This is a genomic window from Gilliamella sp. B2824 (assembly GCF_026536245.1).
GTDB lineage: Bacteria > Pseudomonadota > Gammaproteobacteria > Enterobacterales > Orbaceae > Gilliamella.
In genome coordinates this window covers 48,835-63,693 of record NZ_JAFNON010000009.1, presented here as the reverse complement: position 1 = coordinate 63,693, position 14,859 = coordinate 48,835, and the positions used below count along the sequence as shown (strand labels likewise).

At 34.6% G+C, this 14,859-nt stretch carries 15 protein-coding genes; 12 read left to right on the top strand and 3 right to left on the bottom strand.

Translation table 11 applies throughout. The features are described from left to right. The first annotated feature begins 40 nt into the window (after positions 1 to 40). The 5 genes from J3U56_RS09385 (at position 41) to J3U56_RS09365 (ending at position 3,807) form a co-directional block, all read left to right on the top strand. Positions 41 to 865: a PTS mannose/fructose/sorbose/N-acetylgalactosamine transporter subunit IIC gene (locus J3U56_RS09385; protein WP_416379615.1), complete on the top strand. Its 825-nt coding sequence runs from the start codon at positions 41 to 43 to the stop codon at positions 863 to 865. A 43-nt stretch (positions 866 to 908) separates the two neighbouring features. Beyond that, entirely contained in the window at positions 909 to 1,769 is an 861-nt protein-coding gene (locus J3U56_RS09380) for a PTS system mannose/fructose/sorbose family transporter subunit IID (RefSeq protein ID WP_267334369.1), read from the top strand. A 25-nt stretch (positions 1,770 to 1,794) separates the two neighbouring features. After that, positions 1,795 to 2,292, top strand: coding sequence for a PTS system mannose/fructose/N-acetylgalactosamine-transporter subunit IIB (locus J3U56_RS09375; protein ID WP_267334367.1), 498 nt, complete (start codon positions 1,795 to 1,797; stop codon positions 2,290 to 2,292). Between the two features lie 14 nt (positions 2,293 to 2,306). Then, a complete protein-coding gene (locus tag J3U56_RS09370; RefSeq protein WP_267334365.1) occupies positions 2,307 to 2,750 on the top strand; it encodes a PTS sugar transporter subunit IIA in 444 nt (147 codons plus the stop codon). A gap of 115 nt (positions 2,751 to 2,865) precedes the next feature. Beyond that, complete coding sequence (locus tag J3U56_RS09365) at positions 2,866 to 3,807, top strand: hypothetical protein (RefSeq protein ID WP_267334363.1); 942 nt, start codon at positions 2,866 to 2,868, stop codon at positions 3,805 to 3,807. A 92-nt stretch (positions 3,808 to 3,899) separates the two neighbouring features. Here the strand turns inward: J3U56_RS09365 and satP are convergent, their stop codons facing one another. Further along, positions 3,900 to 4,478 (bottom strand): acetate uptake transporter, encoded by a 579-nt coding sequence (satP, locus tag J3U56_RS09360; protein WP_065633193.1) that lies wholly within the window; start codon positions 4,476 to 4,478, stop codon positions 3,900 to 3,902. Positions 4,479 to 4,708: 230 nt separating this feature from the next. Between satP and dnaK the strand changes: the two genes are divergently transcribed. The 3 genes from dnaK to J3U56_RS09345 all read left to right on the top strand — a co-directional run bounded on the left by dnaK (position 4,709) and on the right by J3U56_RS09345 (position 9,239). Further along, positions 4,709 to 6,622, top strand: a complete 1,914-nt coding sequence (gene dnaK / locus J3U56_RS09355) for a molecular chaperone DnaK (RefSeq protein ID WP_267367459.1) — start codon at positions 4,709 to 4,711, stop codon at positions 6,620 to 6,622. A gap of 126 nt (positions 6,623 to 6,748) precedes the next feature. Continuing rightward, positions 6,749 to 7,897, top strand: coding sequence for a molecular chaperone DnaJ (gene dnaJ / locus J3U56_RS09350; RefSeq protein WP_065633191.1), 1,149 nt, complete (start codon positions 6,749 to 6,751; stop codon positions 7,895 to 7,897). 250 nt (positions 7,898 to 8,147) lie between these two features. Continuing rightward, positions 8,148 to 9,239, top strand: a complete 1,092-nt coding sequence (locus J3U56_RS09345; protein ID WP_267367457.1) for a DUF695 domain-containing protein — start codon at positions 8,148 to 8,150, stop codon at positions 9,237 to 9,239. 80 nt (positions 9,240 to 9,319) lie between these two features. Here J3U56_RS09345 and grcA read toward each other — a convergent pair whose 3' ends face one another. Further along, positions 9,320 to 9,703 (bottom strand): autonomous glycyl radical cofactor GrcA, encoded by a 384-nt coding sequence (grcA, locus tag J3U56_RS09340; RefSeq protein ID WP_065633189.1) that lies wholly within the window; start codon positions 9,701 to 9,703, stop codon positions 9,320 to 9,322. Between the two features lie 741 nt (positions 9,704 to 10,444). Here grcA and ung point away from each other — a divergent pair. Continuing rightward, complete coding sequence (gene ung / locus J3U56_RS09335; protein WP_267334356.1) at positions 10,445 to 11,131, top strand: uracil-DNA glycosylase; 687 nt, start codon at positions 10,445 to 10,447, stop codon at positions 11,129 to 11,131. Further along, positions 11,131 to 12,135 (top strand): gluconate operon transcriptional repressor GntR, encoded by a 1,005-nt coding sequence (gntR, locus tag J3U56_RS09330; RefSeq protein WP_267334354.1) that lies wholly within the window; start codon positions 11,131 to 11,133, stop codon positions 12,133 to 12,135. Before ung ends, gntR begins: the two co-directional genes overlap by 1 nt. A 64-nt stretch (positions 12,136 to 12,199) precedes the next feature. On the opposite strand, the gene J3U56_RS09325 is transcribed toward gntR, so the two are convergent. Further along, the gene (locus tag J3U56_RS09325; RefSeq protein ID WP_267367455.1) at positions 12,200 to 12,559 is read right to left on the bottom strand and encodes a DUF805 domain-containing protein; all 360 of its coding nucleotides are present in this window, start codon (positions 12,557 to 12,559) and stop codon (positions 12,200 to 12,202) included. A 254-nt stretch (positions 12,560 to 12,813) separates the two neighbouring features. On the opposite strand from J3U56_RS09325, the gene upp reads away from it, so the two are divergent. Next, positions 12,814 to 13,440, top strand: coding sequence for a uracil phosphoribosyltransferase (gene upp, locus J3U56_RS09320; protein WP_065633185.1), 627 nt, complete (start codon positions 12,814 to 12,816; stop codon positions 13,438 to 13,440). 96 nt (positions 13,441 to 13,536) lie between these two features. Continuing rightward, complete coding sequence (locus J3U56_RS09315) at positions 13,537 to 14,793, top strand: uracil-xanthine permease family protein (RefSeq protein ID WP_267334350.1); 1,257 nt, start codon at positions 13,537 to 13,539, stop codon at positions 14,791 to 14,793. Positions 14,794 to 14,859: the final 66 nt, after the last annotated feature.

Genomic DNA, 14,859 nt, shown 5'->3' with positions numbered 1-14,859 from the left:
ATTGATAATAACAATATCAAGGAGTTTAGATATGCAAGATATGCATGTTACATTTCTACAAGCCGCGATTATTTCAGTATGGGTTGCGATGGTTATGTCTCGGGGGCTAGGTGGGGCAACTTTGACACTAAGATTTACACCGATGATGACGGGGTTAATTGTCGGTATTGTCTTTAATGATATTCATAATGCCATGATAACCACAGCAGCTATTCAACTAATCTACATGGGCGTTTTTTCGCCAGGCGGCCAAATGCCATCAGAACCTGCCATTGCAACAGCCGTTGCGGTTCCTGTCGCTTTACTGGGTAAAATGGAACCAACCGCTGCAGTTGCCGTTGCAGTGCCTGTTGGATTATTGGGATCTTACCTATATCAGTTAAGATTTTTCTTTAATACGATGATTATGAAATTAACTGAAAAGTATGCACAAGAGGCAAATAGCTCTGGTCTAACTTTATCAATCATCATACTACCAATAATTTGTAGCTTTGTTCTTTTTGTCCCATTTATGTTTGTAGCACTGTATTTTGGTGCGCCAATTATTGCGGATGTTATTAAAACAAATGCAGGGGGATTAGTTTTCCACATCCTTAATGTTATTGGTGGCGGACTTGCTGCTGTTGGTATTGCATTAACTATCTATGTTATTGGTAAAAAAAGTTACATTATTTTCTTCTTACTTGCGTATTTTATGGCTGTTATGGCAAAACCACTTAATATCACCATGGTCACTTACGCGATTGTTGGCGCTATCATTGCATTTATTTTTGTTCTAGCAAAAAGTGAAGCAGTTAATTCTGTCGCAGATCAACCAAGAAGTAATTCAAATAATAACAATCAAATTGATGATGATGATTATTAATCTGTAACTATTTGATTAATAGATTAGAAAGAGGAATTTTATAATGACACAAATAGTACAAGAAAGTATCGATCTAAAGCCAGAGGCAATTACTAAACGAGATATCACTTTTGCTTGGTTACGGTGGTATTATGCTAATGAGATCCCACACTCATTTGACCGTTATCTAGCTGCTTCGTTAATGTGGGGGTTAATGCCAATTCTTAAAAAATTATATAAATCAAAAAGTGAGTTAGCTGCTGCTTACCAAAGACATTTACTGTTTTTTAATACCCAGATAACTTGGGGCGGCGGTACTATCTCAGGCATTATGGCTTCATTAGAATCTGTAAGAGCAGATGAAGTTTATCAGAAAAAACCGATCAGTATTGATAATGATGTGCTTTATAATACCAAAGCGGGTTTAATGGGGGCCTTGGCGGGAATTGGTGACGCGATTGACTCAGGAACCATTCAGTATATCTTCATAGCCATTGCGCTACCTTGGGCTCAAGATGGTCTAGCAATCGGTGCTTTATTTCCTTTCTTTGCTTTTGTCATTTATCAACTTTTTGTGGGGTACTATTTTGCTCAGTTAGGCTTTAAATTAGGTCGAAATGCGGCAACTGAAGTTGTTGGTAATAAAATGCAGATGATTATTGAAGCACTATCCATTTTAGGGTTGTTTATGATGGGTATTTTAGCTGCTAGTTATATTAAAGTGTCATCAAGTTTAAAATTTACTTTATCAGGCAAAGATTTCGTTATCCAAGACACACTGGACAAAATTTTACCTGGTGTTTTGCCACTTATGGTTGTGATGGGATTATATTTCTATTTTTATAAGAAAGGATTAAAGGTAACTCAAGCATTAGTTGGATTAACAATAATACTCGGTGTATTAGCAGCTATTGGCATTTTATAAAGTTAAAAAATATAGAGGTTAAATTATGGGAAAAGTCGTTTTAGCGCGTGTAGATAGTCGCCTTATTCATGGTCAAGTTGCCACTAATGTGTCTAAAGCAGCAGGAGCAAATGCGTTGTTTGTAGCCGATGATTACTCTGCAAATGATGAATTTACTAAAAATATTATTTTAGGTGCTGGTGCCAGCACAGGGCATAAAATAAGAGTATTAAAAGAAGATGGTGCAGTAAGATATTGGAATGATCGCCAGTATGATGATTTTAATGTTATTTTGATTACTAAAAATATTGAAGTTATGTATAAAATTATTAAAGCGGGCGTGCCAATAACCAATCTTAATATTGGTGGTTTACCACTTGTACCGGGAGCAACGTCAATAATTAAAGAAGTATCAATTAATAAACAACAACTTGATTTGCTAATCGATTTACAAAACAGCTATCCCAATATGGATATCTATTTTCAAGCAACCCCTTCTTTGAAAAAAGTAACGTTAAATGAAGCGATTAAAATGTTTGAATAATCGAGGAAAATAATATGATAGGTGTATTATTAGTGAGTCATGGCAAGATGGCTGAAGGGATTAAAGATAGTGTTACAATGATTGTTGGTGAACAAGATAAATTTGCATCATTATCGCTTAATCCAGGACAAGATATTAATCAATTAAAAACCGATTTGTTTAATTGTTCAAAGTCGCTTAATAGTAGTAAAGGTGTATTAATTTTTGTCGATTTGTTTGGTGCCTCGCCTTATAACGCATCAATGCGATGTTTGCCTGAGTGGGAAAAATTAGGTATGAATGTCCGGATAATTACCGGTATGAACTTGCCAATGGTCATTAATGCTGTATGTAATAGGGATTCATTATCACTACTGGATTTAGCAAAAGAGTGTATTGAGGCAGGACAAGAAAATATTCAAGAAGCTATTGGCAATATGGCTAATTTTGCCCAATCTCAAAACGAAGATGATTATTGATTAAACTCACATCTTCAATAGATAATCATCATTTTAATATTATCTATTTGTTTCGCTGTTAGTGTGAATGATAAATCGCACTAACAGTTTTTCTAAATTTAAATAATGATTAAAAATGGATAAATTTAAAGACCTTGTACTAAGATACTGTGTCATTTTTGGTAAACGATTTACGTCTAAAGAGAAAATTACTTTTTTGAGAGTAATATCGAAAGAACTGATTCAATTAGGTTATGGTGTTGAAGCTAAATTAGCAAAATTAAAGTTAGCAACAAGACGATATGAAAATTATTACAATGCTTATATTGGCGATTTAGATAAAGCTCAATTAATTATTTGTACTTATTATGATACCGGTATTAAAAATTTTAATCTTCAGAAAAAATACGCATTCACGCCTCAATTTAGTAAATTAGGTTATTTAGTAGGTATTTTACCTATTATTATCTTATTTATCGCGTCACTGATATTAAATTACTTTGTTTTTATTCCTAAAATTCAAGTTGAGGGGTTTTTTAGTATTTCCGGAATATTGTCGATTATTTCGACCATTTTGTTATTTTTTATTGTTTTAAAATACAAAAATGGCATTCCTAATCAAAAAAATTTTGTTTGTAATACTTCAAGTATTATTACAATTATTAATTTAATTCATCAGCTTGATAAAAAAGAAAAGAAAAAAATTGCGTTTGTTTTATACGACGATGGTAATGGTGGCCAATATGGTTTAAAAATGTTAGAAAGCTATTCGGAACAAATGAAAGAAAAAAAATTTATTTTTATCGATAGTATTGGTAATGGGGAGGATTTAATTTTTTTAAAACCGAAAACATCAATGCTAACTTTAGATGGTGTGACTTTTCATTCTGGTGAAATGGCAACACAATTAACCAACTACTTAATGATTACATCTGGTAATATCGATCAAGATAGTAAAATTCTTATCAAGAATGCTGGCTCTTCAAAAGATAATTATCTATCAGAGCAAATAATTACCAAGCATACTCAATCTCTTGTAAATGTATACAAGGCTTTACTCACCAAACACACTAAATAATTCATTAATTGAGTAATTTTTTATAAAAAAAACGGAGGTATCCCCCGTTTTTATTACTCGCTTATTCGTCATTGCATGACGACTTAATATTATTAATGTGCAGCACCTTTAGGCGCGCCAATTGGTAAAATTGTACGGCCATATTGTTCATTAAGTACTTCGGCCATGGCAAGGTAAATAGCGCTAGCTCCGCAGATAATACCTTCAAAACCAGCTATATGAATAATGTCATGGTTGCCACAAATGTTACCAATTGCTAATAAAGCAAATAAAATCGTTAAACTAGCAAAAACGAATTGTAATGCACGATTAGCTTTTAAGGTACCAATAAACATAAAAGCGGTAAAAATCCCCCATAACGCAAGGAAAATACCGACAAAAGTTGCATCAGTTGGTGCAGTTGCTGGTGAGGTTGGTAAATACCAAATTCCTACTAATGCAATCCAAAAGAAACCATAAGAGGTGAATGCAGTTGTACCAAACGTGTTACCTTTGCGAAATTCTAAAATTCCAGCAATGACTTGCGCAAGCCCTCCATAAAAAATACCCATAGAAACGATTGCTGTCATCACAGGGAAAAATCCTGCATTATGAATATTTAATAAAATGGTGGTCATGCCAAATCCCATCAAGCCAAGTGGACCTGGGTTTGCAAGTTTAGTTTGTTCCATAAGGATCCTATAAATAATTATCATAATAAAAAAGAGCGGCAATAATAAGTGTAGAAAAGCTGATAATCAAGATTTAAGAAAAAATAATTTTTTTGCCCCCTTGATATTGATAATAATGTTCCCATTTATGTGGAAACAATAACATTTCTTTGTGAAAAATAAGCTCTTGAAAATAAATATTTAAGACTTATATACAAGAAATAAAATACAGGTTTTGAGGAGAAAAGATTATGGGTAAAATTATTGGTATTGATTTAGGTACAACAAATTCATGTGTTGCAGTAATGGACAATGGTCAAGCAAAAGTATTAGAAAATGCTGAAGGCGATCGTACAACCCCGTCAATTATTGCATATACACAAGATGGTGAAATTTTAGTTGGTCAACCCGCTAAACGCCAAGCAGTAACCAATCCACAAAATACACTATTTGCCATTAAACGTTTAATTGGTCGTCGTTATGATGATGCCGAAGTACAACGTGATGTTGCTATTATGCCTTATAAAATTGTTAAAGCTGATAATGGCGATGCATGGGTAGATGTCAAAGGTCAAAAAATTGCGCCACCGCAAATCTCTGCTGAAGTATTGAAGAAAATGAAAAAAACCGCAGAAGATTATCTTGGTGAGCCAGTCACTGAAGCAGTTATCACTGTTCCAGCGTATTTTAATGATGCTCAGCGTCAAGCAACTAAAGATGCGGGTCGTATTGCTGGTTTAGATGTTAAACGTATTATTAACGAACCAACAGCCGCTGCACTTGCTTACGGTTTAGATAAAGATGTGGGTAACCGCACTATCGCTGTATACGACCTTGGTGGTGGTACATTTGATATCTCAATTATCGAAATTGACGATGTTGATGGCGAGAAAACATTCGAAGTATTAGCAACTAATGGTGATACTCATTTAGGTGGTGAAGACTTTGACTCACGCTTAATTAACTATTTAGTTGATGAATTTAAACGTGAACAAGGATTTGATCTGAAAAATGATCCACTTGCAATGCAACGTTTAAAAGAAGCGGCAGAAAAAGCGAAAATTGAATTATCATCAGCACAACAAACTGATATCAACTTACCATATATCACGGCTGATGCATCAGGTCCAAAACACTTAAATATTAAAGTGACACGCGCTAAACTTGAATCATTAGTCGAAGATTTAGTTAAACGCTCAATGGATCCGGTTAAAACTGCACTACAAGATGCTGGTTTATCTGTATCTGATATTAAAGATGTTATTTTAGTCGGTGGTCAAACTCGTATGCCTATGGTGCAAAAAGCGGTTGCTGACTTCTTTGGTAAAGAACCACGTAAAGACGTTAACCCTGATGAAGCTGTAGCAGTGGGCGCAGCAGTACAAGGTGGGGTACTTGGTGGTGATGTTAAAGATGTGTTATTACTTGATGTAACACCATTATCTTTAGGTATTGAAACAATGGGTGGTGTGATGACTACCTTGATTGAGAAAAACACAACTATCCCAACTAAACATAGTCAAGTGTTCTCAACAGCTGAAGATAATCAATCAGCGGTAACCATTCATGTGTTACAAGGTGAACGTAAACGTGCAAGTGATAACAAATCATTAGGTCAGTTTAATCTTGATGGTATTCAAGCTGCACCGCGTGGTATGCCACAAATTGAAGTAACATTTGATATTGATGCTGACGGTATCTTACATGTATCAGCAAAAGATAAAAACACTGGACGTGAACAAAATATTACTATTAAAGCTTCTTCAGGTTTAAGTGAAGAAGAGATTCAAAAAATGGTAAATGATGCTGAGGCGAATGCAGAAGCTGACCGTAAGTTTGAAGAGTTAGCTCAAATTCGTAACCAAGCAGATCACCTTGTTCACTCAACGCGTAAACAAGTGTCTGATGCAGGCGATAAATTACCAGCTGCTGATAAAACAGCCATTGAAGATGCAGTGAGTGCATTAGAAGTTGCAGCGCGTGGTGAAGATAAAGCTGAAATCGAAGCGAAAATTAATGCATTAATGGAAGCATCTAAAAAATTGCTTGAACTAGCGCAGCAACAAGGTCAGGCAGAACAGTCAACTCAAGCAGGTAGTAGCTCTACAGCGCAAGACGATGTTGTTGATGCAGACTTTAAAGAAGTTGATGATGATAAAAAATAAGCATTAACCGCTGTGTTTTTTAATGAGTTATTTCAACGAGTTTTAAACATGTAACACATTAAACGGGCGCGAGGTAACTCAAGCCCGTTTAGTTGTTTATGTAATAAATAAAAATAAAGGTAAATTATGGCGAAGAAAGATTATTATGAAACATTAGGCGTAAGTAAAAGTGCTACTGAAGCTGAAATAAAAAAAGCCTATAAACGCCTTGCCATGAAATATCATCCTGATAAAAATCAGGATAATAAAGCTGAAGCAGAAGCAAAATTTAAAGAAGTGAAAGAAGCTTATGAAGTTTTGACCGATGCGCAGAAAAAAGCAGCTTATGATCAATATGGGCATGCTGCTTTCGAGCAAGGTTTTGGCGGTGGTGCCGGAGCGGGTGCCGGTGGATTTGGTGGCTTCGGCGGCTTTAGTGGTGGTTCAGCATTTGATGATATATTCAGTGATTTCTTTGGTGGTGGTCGTGGCGGACGAGCGCAAAGCGCATCACGTGGTGCTGATCTGCAATACAATATTACCTTAACACTTGAAGAAGCCGCTGCGGGTGTCAGCAAAGAAATAAAAGTACCAACATGGGTTACTTGTGATACTTGTCATGGTCAAGGTACAGAAAAGGCATCAGATGTTGTTACCTGTGAAACTTGCCATGGTGCAGGGGTTGTGCAAATGCGCCAAGGTTTCTTTGCTGTACAGCAAGAGTGCCCAACTTGTCATGGACGAGGCAAAGTAGTTAAAAATCCTTGTAAAAAGTGTCATGGCGAAGGTCGTATCCAAAAAACAAAAACACTTTCTGTAACTATTCCTGCGGGGGTGGATACGGGTAATCGTATTCGACTTTCCGGTGAAGGTGAAGCAGGCTTAAACGGTGCACCAGCTGGTGATTTATATGTGCAAGTGCAAGTTAAACCACATGGTATTTTTGAACGTGATGGTAATAATTTACATTGTGAAATTCCAATTAATATTGCATTGGCATCACTAGGTGGCGAAGTTGAAGTACCAACACTTAATGGTAAAGTCAGTTTAACGATACCGGCCGAAACACAAACAGGAAAAATGTTTAGATTACGTGGTAAAGGTGTCAAATCATTACGCGGTAGTACAATGGGTGATTTGTATTGTCATGTTGTGGTTGAAACTCCTGTTAATTTAACGGGTAAACAAAAAGAGTTGTTAAAAGAATTAGGCGAAAGTTTTAAAGCCGATAAAAGTTCTAAGCATAGTCCAAAAGAAAAAAGCTTTTTTGATAAAGTGAAAAAGTTTTTTGGCTAATAATTTTCAATAATGTACAAATGGCGAGGCAGAAAAACTACCTCGCCATTTTTATTTATCTAGTTCATATCAATAAACCCTCATTTTTAAATGTTTTTTTGTTAATTCTTGATAGCTAAATTTTGTGCAATATTTTGTATCAAACGTAGATAATCGATGTTGTTCAAAATTAAATTGATGTAGTATATTGAATTACATATTATTTTTATTTGTATATAATTTTAATCACTTTTATCTATAGGATTTTTTTATGTTTTTTAAAAAACTTTGGCAAAAATTGCGACCACAAAATGTAGTCATTGCTCAACAATCAACACCAGATGATAACCTCAAAATAGCTATCCAATCCTTTTGGAATAAAGTTAAACAGTCAGAACAGTCTCTTAGTGAATTGCAACCTTTAGATTTAATGGAAAAGCTCAATAACTTGTTAAGTGAAAACCAATTAGACGTTATTGCCGAAATTATGGGGGGAGAGGTAAAAAAACATAAAATTATTTTTACTGCTGAAGGTAAAATTGAACGTTTTGAACTAGTAGTAGAAATTGTTAAATTAGCACCTAGTTTAGATCTATTTGAAATCGAGGCATTTCGTCAACGAGCTAATAAAATTTCTGATTTTGAAATAAATTTTAATGGTACCTCTTTTTCATTGGGGGCATCTGATTTATTGATTCAATATCATGAAGATCATCGTAAAATTGCTTTGGATTTAATGTTTGCTAAACCAATCGCCAAAGATCAAATAAATTATGCACAAACATTAGCTTTAGTCATTTTGGATCATCTTTTAGGGGAGTACGACTTAGCTATAAAAGTGCAATCAATTAATTTTGTCGACACAATGCCTGATTCTAATAGTATTACGGCTGAAGAGTTTGCTAAACGATTTGATGATATCTGGAAAAATGATTTAAAACACACCGGTATTTTTCCTATTTCTGAAAGTGAAGATCAATTGTTTGTATTTGAATTAGCAAGTAAAGATGATCCTGATGATACGACCTTAGTGCAGCGTAACGAAACGGCTAATGCATTGGCTTGTGATATTAATTATGGTTATGGACTTAATCTGAGTATAGAGCTAGATTGTAAAGAGACCTTATCGTTAGTTTACGATATAGAAGATGCCATTAGCGCCGCTTTCCGTGAAAATAAGAAAGGCATTCATGCCCAAAATTCTTTACACCAAGCAACAAGAACTATGCTTTGGTATGTAGAAGATAAACATTTTGCTACTCAAATAATTCAAAATATATTAAATCAATATCAAGATCTATCAGTAAAAATTGACTGTGAGTTTGATCCTGCTTGGATGGAGTATTTAGCTTGGGTAGACTAGTTTAGAACAAAGAAATTTGTTTTTTCATAAAAATAAACCCAGCATAAGCTGGGTTTTAATCATTCGATAATAAACTAAAATTACATTTTAGTTGTGAATGTACGAGCAATAACGTCGCGTTGTTGTTCAGCAGTTAATGAGTTGAAACGAACTGCATAACCAGAAACACGAATAGTTAATTGTGGATATTTTTCTGGGTGTTGAACAGCATCTTCTAAAGTTTCACGACGAAGAACATTCACATTTAAGTGTTGACCACCTTCAACTTTGATAGTTGGAGCAACATCTAATGGAACTTCACGATATTCGAATTGACCAAGTTCTGCAGTTGGGATAACTTGATCTTCTTTATAAACTGATTTTGCAGCGACACAACGAGCTTCTTTTGTAGAGTCGTCCAATAACCAGAAAGAGTTAAGAAGTGCTGCATTGTCTGCTTTAGTAATTTGGATACCTGTAATCATTTTTAAATCCTCCTAACGGGGCCTTATTGCCCTAAAATAATTAAGGTTAATATAGCACTTTCAAGTTTTGATTAAAGTCAAAAAAAGCTATTAATTCGATAAGTAATACCTTTGATAAAAATTGATTAATATTTTTTTTAAACTAATCAACTGATTGATATGTAAGATATTATTATTCAATTGTATTAAAATACTTTACAAGTAATAAAACGACGATTAATAAGTTAGGTAAATCAAGTTGCCTTAAAAACGGTATTTTTTACATCAATTTTAAGCGGTTCACTTAAGGTAAAAGTAAATTTTAATGCCATACCTAGCCTATTATCATTTAATAACTTTTTATCAATAGCAATACGATTATCAATACAAATATGATCTTATGCATATTTTATATTATTCATCTAAGTATACGCATTGCCAATAACCATAAATATCATGAATCCCTTTGGGATGATTACTTTGATGATGAGTGTGTTACTCATTAATAAAATTAATTAGATTATTAATCAATCCAAATTTCAGATCTTAATTCATAAACTTGGATTATTACAAAAATGATCGTTAAATATTGATGCTGAACGAGCAAGTTATGCCTAATTTATGTTTAATTGAATTTTTAAGCGTGTTTATTTAGATTAAACGTACTTGATTACTGTTAGGTTTATTATTATTTTTAGGTATAATTAATGTTATCGGCTGATAATGTTGTTGAGCCATATGAAATAATAATATAGGTATTGTATGAGTAATCAATTAACATGGCATGATGTCATTGGATCGGAAAAAGATAAACCTTATTTTCAACAAATATTGCAATTTGTCGCATCAGAACGAGCTAAAGGTAAAGTGATTTATCCTCCACAGCATGATGTGTTTAATGCATTCCGCTTTACGCCTTTTAATGACATTAAAGTCGTGATATTAGGACAAGATCCATATCATGGACCTAATCAAGCTCACGGTTTGTCGTTTTCAGTACTACCTGGCGTTAAACCACCACCATCGTTACTTAATATCTATAAAGAGCTTTCGACGGATATTGAGGGTTTCAAAATTCCTTCTTATGGTTATTTAGGTTCTTGGGCAAATCAAGGTGTTCTTTTATTAAATACGGTATTAACTGTTCAAGCAGGGCAAGCTCATTCCCACGCTAAAATAGGTTGGGAAACGTTTACTGACCATGTTATTGCGGCAATTGATAAATATCTTGAAGGTGTTGTATTTTTATTGTGGGGCTCACCCGCTCAAAAAAAAGGGCAATTTATCGATCGGCAAAAACATCATGTTTTAACGTCTGTGCATCCATCACCATTATCTGCACATCGTGGCTTTTTGGGTTGTAAGCATTTCTCAAAGGCAAACGATCTTATTATAAAACAGGGTAAAACACCGATTGATTGGCAGCCACAACTTCCGGAAAAACAGTGATGAGTTATAGTAAAAAACGGCGAACTGGTTTGCAAGAAATTGCTAATTTAATTGGCATAAGTAAAATGACAGTGAGTCGATATTTACGCGATCCTAATTTGGTGTCTAAACCATTACAGTCTCAAATTTCAGCGGCAATCGAGCAGCTTGGTTATATCCCTAATAAAGCGCCTGATATGTTATCAAATGCAAAAAGTAATGCGATTGGGGTTGTGTTTCCATCGTTAACCAACCAAGTTTTTGCGGATATTTTAAAAGGAATTGAGATGGTAACTGATGCCAAAGGATATCAGACCATGATTACTCATACAGGATACAATGCCGATAAAGAAGAGCAACGGGTTCGTTCATTACTTTCTTATAATATTGATGGATTAATCTTAACTGAAAGAATCCATAATCCTGCTACATTAAAAATGATCGAAATTTCGGGCGTTCCTGTGGTTGAAATTATGGATAGTGTGTCGCCGTGTATTGATATGGCCGTCGGATTTGATAATTTTACTGCAACCCGAAATATGATTCATCGTATGATCGAAAAAGGGCGTCGCAATATTGTTTATTTTAGCGCAAGGCAAGATCAACGTAGCATTATTCGTCAACAAGGCTATGAAAAAGCGATGCAAGAAGCAGGCTTAACGCCGCGTACGTTAGCGACTAAAGAAGCCTCCTCTTATGAACTTGGCGCACGTTTTTTACACCAAATTTTAAAAGAGTTTCCTGCCGTTGATGGGATTTTTAGTACTAACGATGATTTGGCTTTAGGCGTACTGCTTGAATGCCAACGAATGGGCATTGAAATTCCTAAACAAATCGCTATTGTTGGTTTTCATGGGCATCAAATAGGTCAATATATGAATCCAAAATTAGCATCGATACATACTCCAAGAATTGAAATGGGTAAAATAGCTGCAGAACTATTATTAAAAAGAATTAATGGGGAAAGGATAGATCAAAAAGTGGTGGATTTGTCTGTTGAATATCTAGATGGAGAAAGTATTTAATTGCATAAAAATAATGTTGGAATAATAGAACCTCATCAATAAAATTGATGAGGTAAACAAGCAATTATAATCCTTTCGGATTATCACCATACTCGTTACTACCCGGTGTAGAATTTATACACATGAAAACAAGCAGTACAATACTACCAAATGGGATGAAACTAATTAAATACCACCAGCCTGATTTGTCGGTATCATGCAAACGACGTACCGTCACTGCTAAACTTGGAATAAAAAATGCTAATACTGCAACTACTCCAACTAAAAGCATTAATGATGCCATAGCTTGACTAAGCGAACTTAAAAACATTAATACGAAAAAAAATATGATTACAAATAAGTTGAAAAGCCAATACTCTTTACGACGAGCTCGACCACTAAAGTTTGCATAATTTTTTGTCATACAACTGATAAACCAATTCATTGTTATAATTCCTTTTTTTATTTATATTTGACTTTTGCTATTTAAAGCAGCGACTATTTTAATAAAAAAACATAAATAAAACAAAATATTTACACATAGTAACAATATATTAACAAACAATATGTTATTTTTATGTTTGCTATGTTTTGCTCACGATTATAGGTTTTCAGTTACAATGATCTATGTTAACATTATCGCTCAGTGGTTATTTATACCTACTAATAGATGATAAAAAGTAACACTGAGGCCCTCCCATGAAAATAGTTGAAGTAAAACATCCTCTAGTACGCCATAAAATTGGTTTAATGCGCGAACATGATATTAGCACTAAAGATTTTCGCGATCTTGCTAGTGAAGTTGGCAGTTTATTAACCTATGAAGCTACTGCTGACTTACCCACTGAAAAAGTGACCATTGAAGGCTGGTGTGGACCAGTACAAGTTGAACGAATTAAAGGTAAAAAAATTACCGTAGTACCTATTTTACGTGCCGGCTTAGGCATGATGGATGGTGTACTTGAGCATATACCTAGTGCACGTATAAGCGTTGTTGGTTTTTATCGTAATGAGGAAACGCTTGAACCTGTTCCTTATTTCCAAAAATTAACTTCTGACATTGATGAACGTATGGCTTTAGTTGTTGATCCAATGTTAGCAACGGGTGGTTCTATGGTTGCAACAATTGATTTACTAAAAAAAGCAGGTTGTAAAAATATTAAAGTGCTTGTTTTAGTGGCTGCACCAGAAGGTATTAAAGTATTGGAACAAGCTCATCCTGATGTTGAACTTTATACCGCTTCAATCGATGATAAATTGAACGATAAAGGTTATATATTACCAGGGCTTGGCGATGCTGGAGATAAGATATTCGGCACAAAATAAAATCTCAAATTTTAGACCGGTTTATCCGGTTTTTTTATGTCCGCTATTTAGTAAAGAAATAAATATCAATTAATAGAGTAATTAAGAGAGGACCACGTGACTAAAAATGCTCTTGATCAAATAAACAATAATATCTCGCCACTTAAACATGCTTGGCAAGATATTTTTACCGGTGCGCAAATGTTATTTGTTGCCTTTGGTGCATTGGTTTTAGTGCCACTTTTAACTGGATTAAATCCAAATGTTGCAATGTTTACAGCGGGTGTGGGTACGTTATTATTTCAATTAACCACTAAAGGAAAAGTGCCTGTATTTTTAGCTTCTTCATTTGCATTTATTGCACCTATCTCTTTTGGGGTTGCACAGTGGGGAATTCCAGCTACGTTAGGTGGATTAGTTGCGGCAGGTTTGGTTTTTATGTTTTTTGCTTTTTTAGTCAAAATTAATGGCAGCCATATTATTGATCGCATTTTACCTCCAGTTGTAACAGGGCCAATTATTATGGTTATTGGTTTATCTTTAGCGCCGGTAGCGGTTGGCATGGCAATGGGTAAAAATAGCGGTTTATCAGCAGAAAACTATCAATTGATTATTATTTCAATGGCTTCTTTATTAACGACGTTGATTGTAGCAATCTGGGCAAAAGGTTTTTTTAAATTAGTGCCAATTATTGCTGGAATTATTGTTGGTTACATGTTTTCTTGTATTTTTGGTATTGTCAACTTTCAACAAGTCATCGAAGCACCTTGGTTTAAAATTCCAGATTTCACTTTTCCTGAGTTTCAATGGCAAGCCATTTTATATATGATTCCGATCGTTATAGCACCAACAATCGAGCATGTTGGTGATATTATGGCCATTAGTTCTGTCACCGGTAAAGATTACACTAAAGAACCAGGATTACAGCGCACGTTACTGGGTGATGGGTTAGCAACATCTGCTGCTGGTTTCTTTGGTGGCCCGCCATGTATTACCTATGCTGAAGTTATTGGTGCAGTCACATTAACGCGTAATTTTAGAACTAGAGTAATGACCTGGGCAGCTATTTGGGCTATTTTAATGTCATTTATTGGTAAGATTGGTGCTTTTTTAAGCTCTATTCCGACAGTTGTAATGGGCGGAATTATGGTATTACTTTTTGGCTCGATAGCTTCGGTTGGCATTAATATTTTAGTCAAACATAAAGTTGATCTTTCTGTATCACGTAATATGTGTATCGTCTCGTTAGTACTTGTATTTGGTATTGGCGGCATGATTTTTGATTTTGGATCTTATGCTTTGCAAGGAATCAGTTTATGTGGAATTTTAGCGATTGTACTAAATTTAATTTTACCTCATAAATCAGCTGACTAATAAATAGCCGTTAATTATTAAGTTGATTAACGGCTAAAAATGTCGCTTATTTTTTCGAAAAGAGCG

Excerpts from the sequence above, each read along its gene's own strand:
- J3U56_RS09385 (WP_416379615.1), top strand. The coding sequence starts at position 41 with ATGCATGTTACATTTCTACAAGCCGCGATTATTTCAGTATGGGTTGCG.
- J3U56_RS09380 (WP_267334369.1), top strand. The coding sequence starts at position 909 with ATGACACAAATAGTACAAGAAAGTATCGATCTAAAGCCAGAGGCAATT.
- J3U56_RS09375 (WP_267334367.1), top strand. The coding sequence starts at position 1,795 with ATGGGAAAAGTCGTTTTAGCGCGTGTAGATAGTCGCCTTATTCATGGT.
- J3U56_RS09370 (WP_267334365.1), top strand. The coding sequence starts at position 2,307 with ATGATAGGTGTATTATTAGTGAGTCATGGCAAGATGGCTGAAGGGATT.
- J3U56_RS09365 (WP_267334363.1), top strand. The coding sequence starts at position 2,866 with ATGGATAAATTTAAAGACCTTGTACTAAGATACTGTGTCATTTTTGGT.
- satP (WP_065633193.1), bottom strand. The coding sequence starts at position 4,478 with ATGGAACAAACTAAACTTGCAAACCCAGGTCCACTTGGCTTGATGGGA.
- dnaK (WP_267367459.1), top strand. The coding sequence starts at position 4,709 with ATGGGTAAAATTATTGGTATTGATTTAGGTACAACAAATTCATGTGTT.
- dnaJ (WP_065633191.1), top strand. The coding sequence starts at position 6,749 with ATGGCGAAGAAAGATTATTATGAAACATTAGGCGTAAGTAAAAGTGCT.
- J3U56_RS09345 (WP_267367457.1), top strand. The coding sequence starts at position 8,148 with ATGTTTTTTAAAAAACTTTGGCAAAAATTGCGACCACAAAATGTAGTC.
- grcA (WP_065633189.1), bottom strand. The coding sequence starts at position 9,703 with ATGATTACAGGTATCCAAATTACTAAAGCAGACAATGCAGCACTTCTT.
- ung (WP_267334356.1), top strand. The coding sequence starts at position 10,445 with ATGAGTAATCAATTAACATGGCATGATGTCATTGGATCGGAAAAAGAT.
- gntR (WP_267334354.1), top strand. The coding sequence starts at position 11,131 with ATGAGTTATAGTAAAAAACGGCGAACTGGTTTGCAAGAAATTGCTAAT.
- J3U56_RS09325 (WP_267367455.1), bottom strand. The coding sequence starts at position 12,559 with ATGAATTGGTTTATCAGTTGTATGACAAAAAATTATGCAAACTTTAGT.
- upp (WP_065633185.1), top strand. The coding sequence starts at position 12,814 with ATGAAAATAGTTGAAGTAAAACATCCTCTAGTACGCCATAAAATTGGT.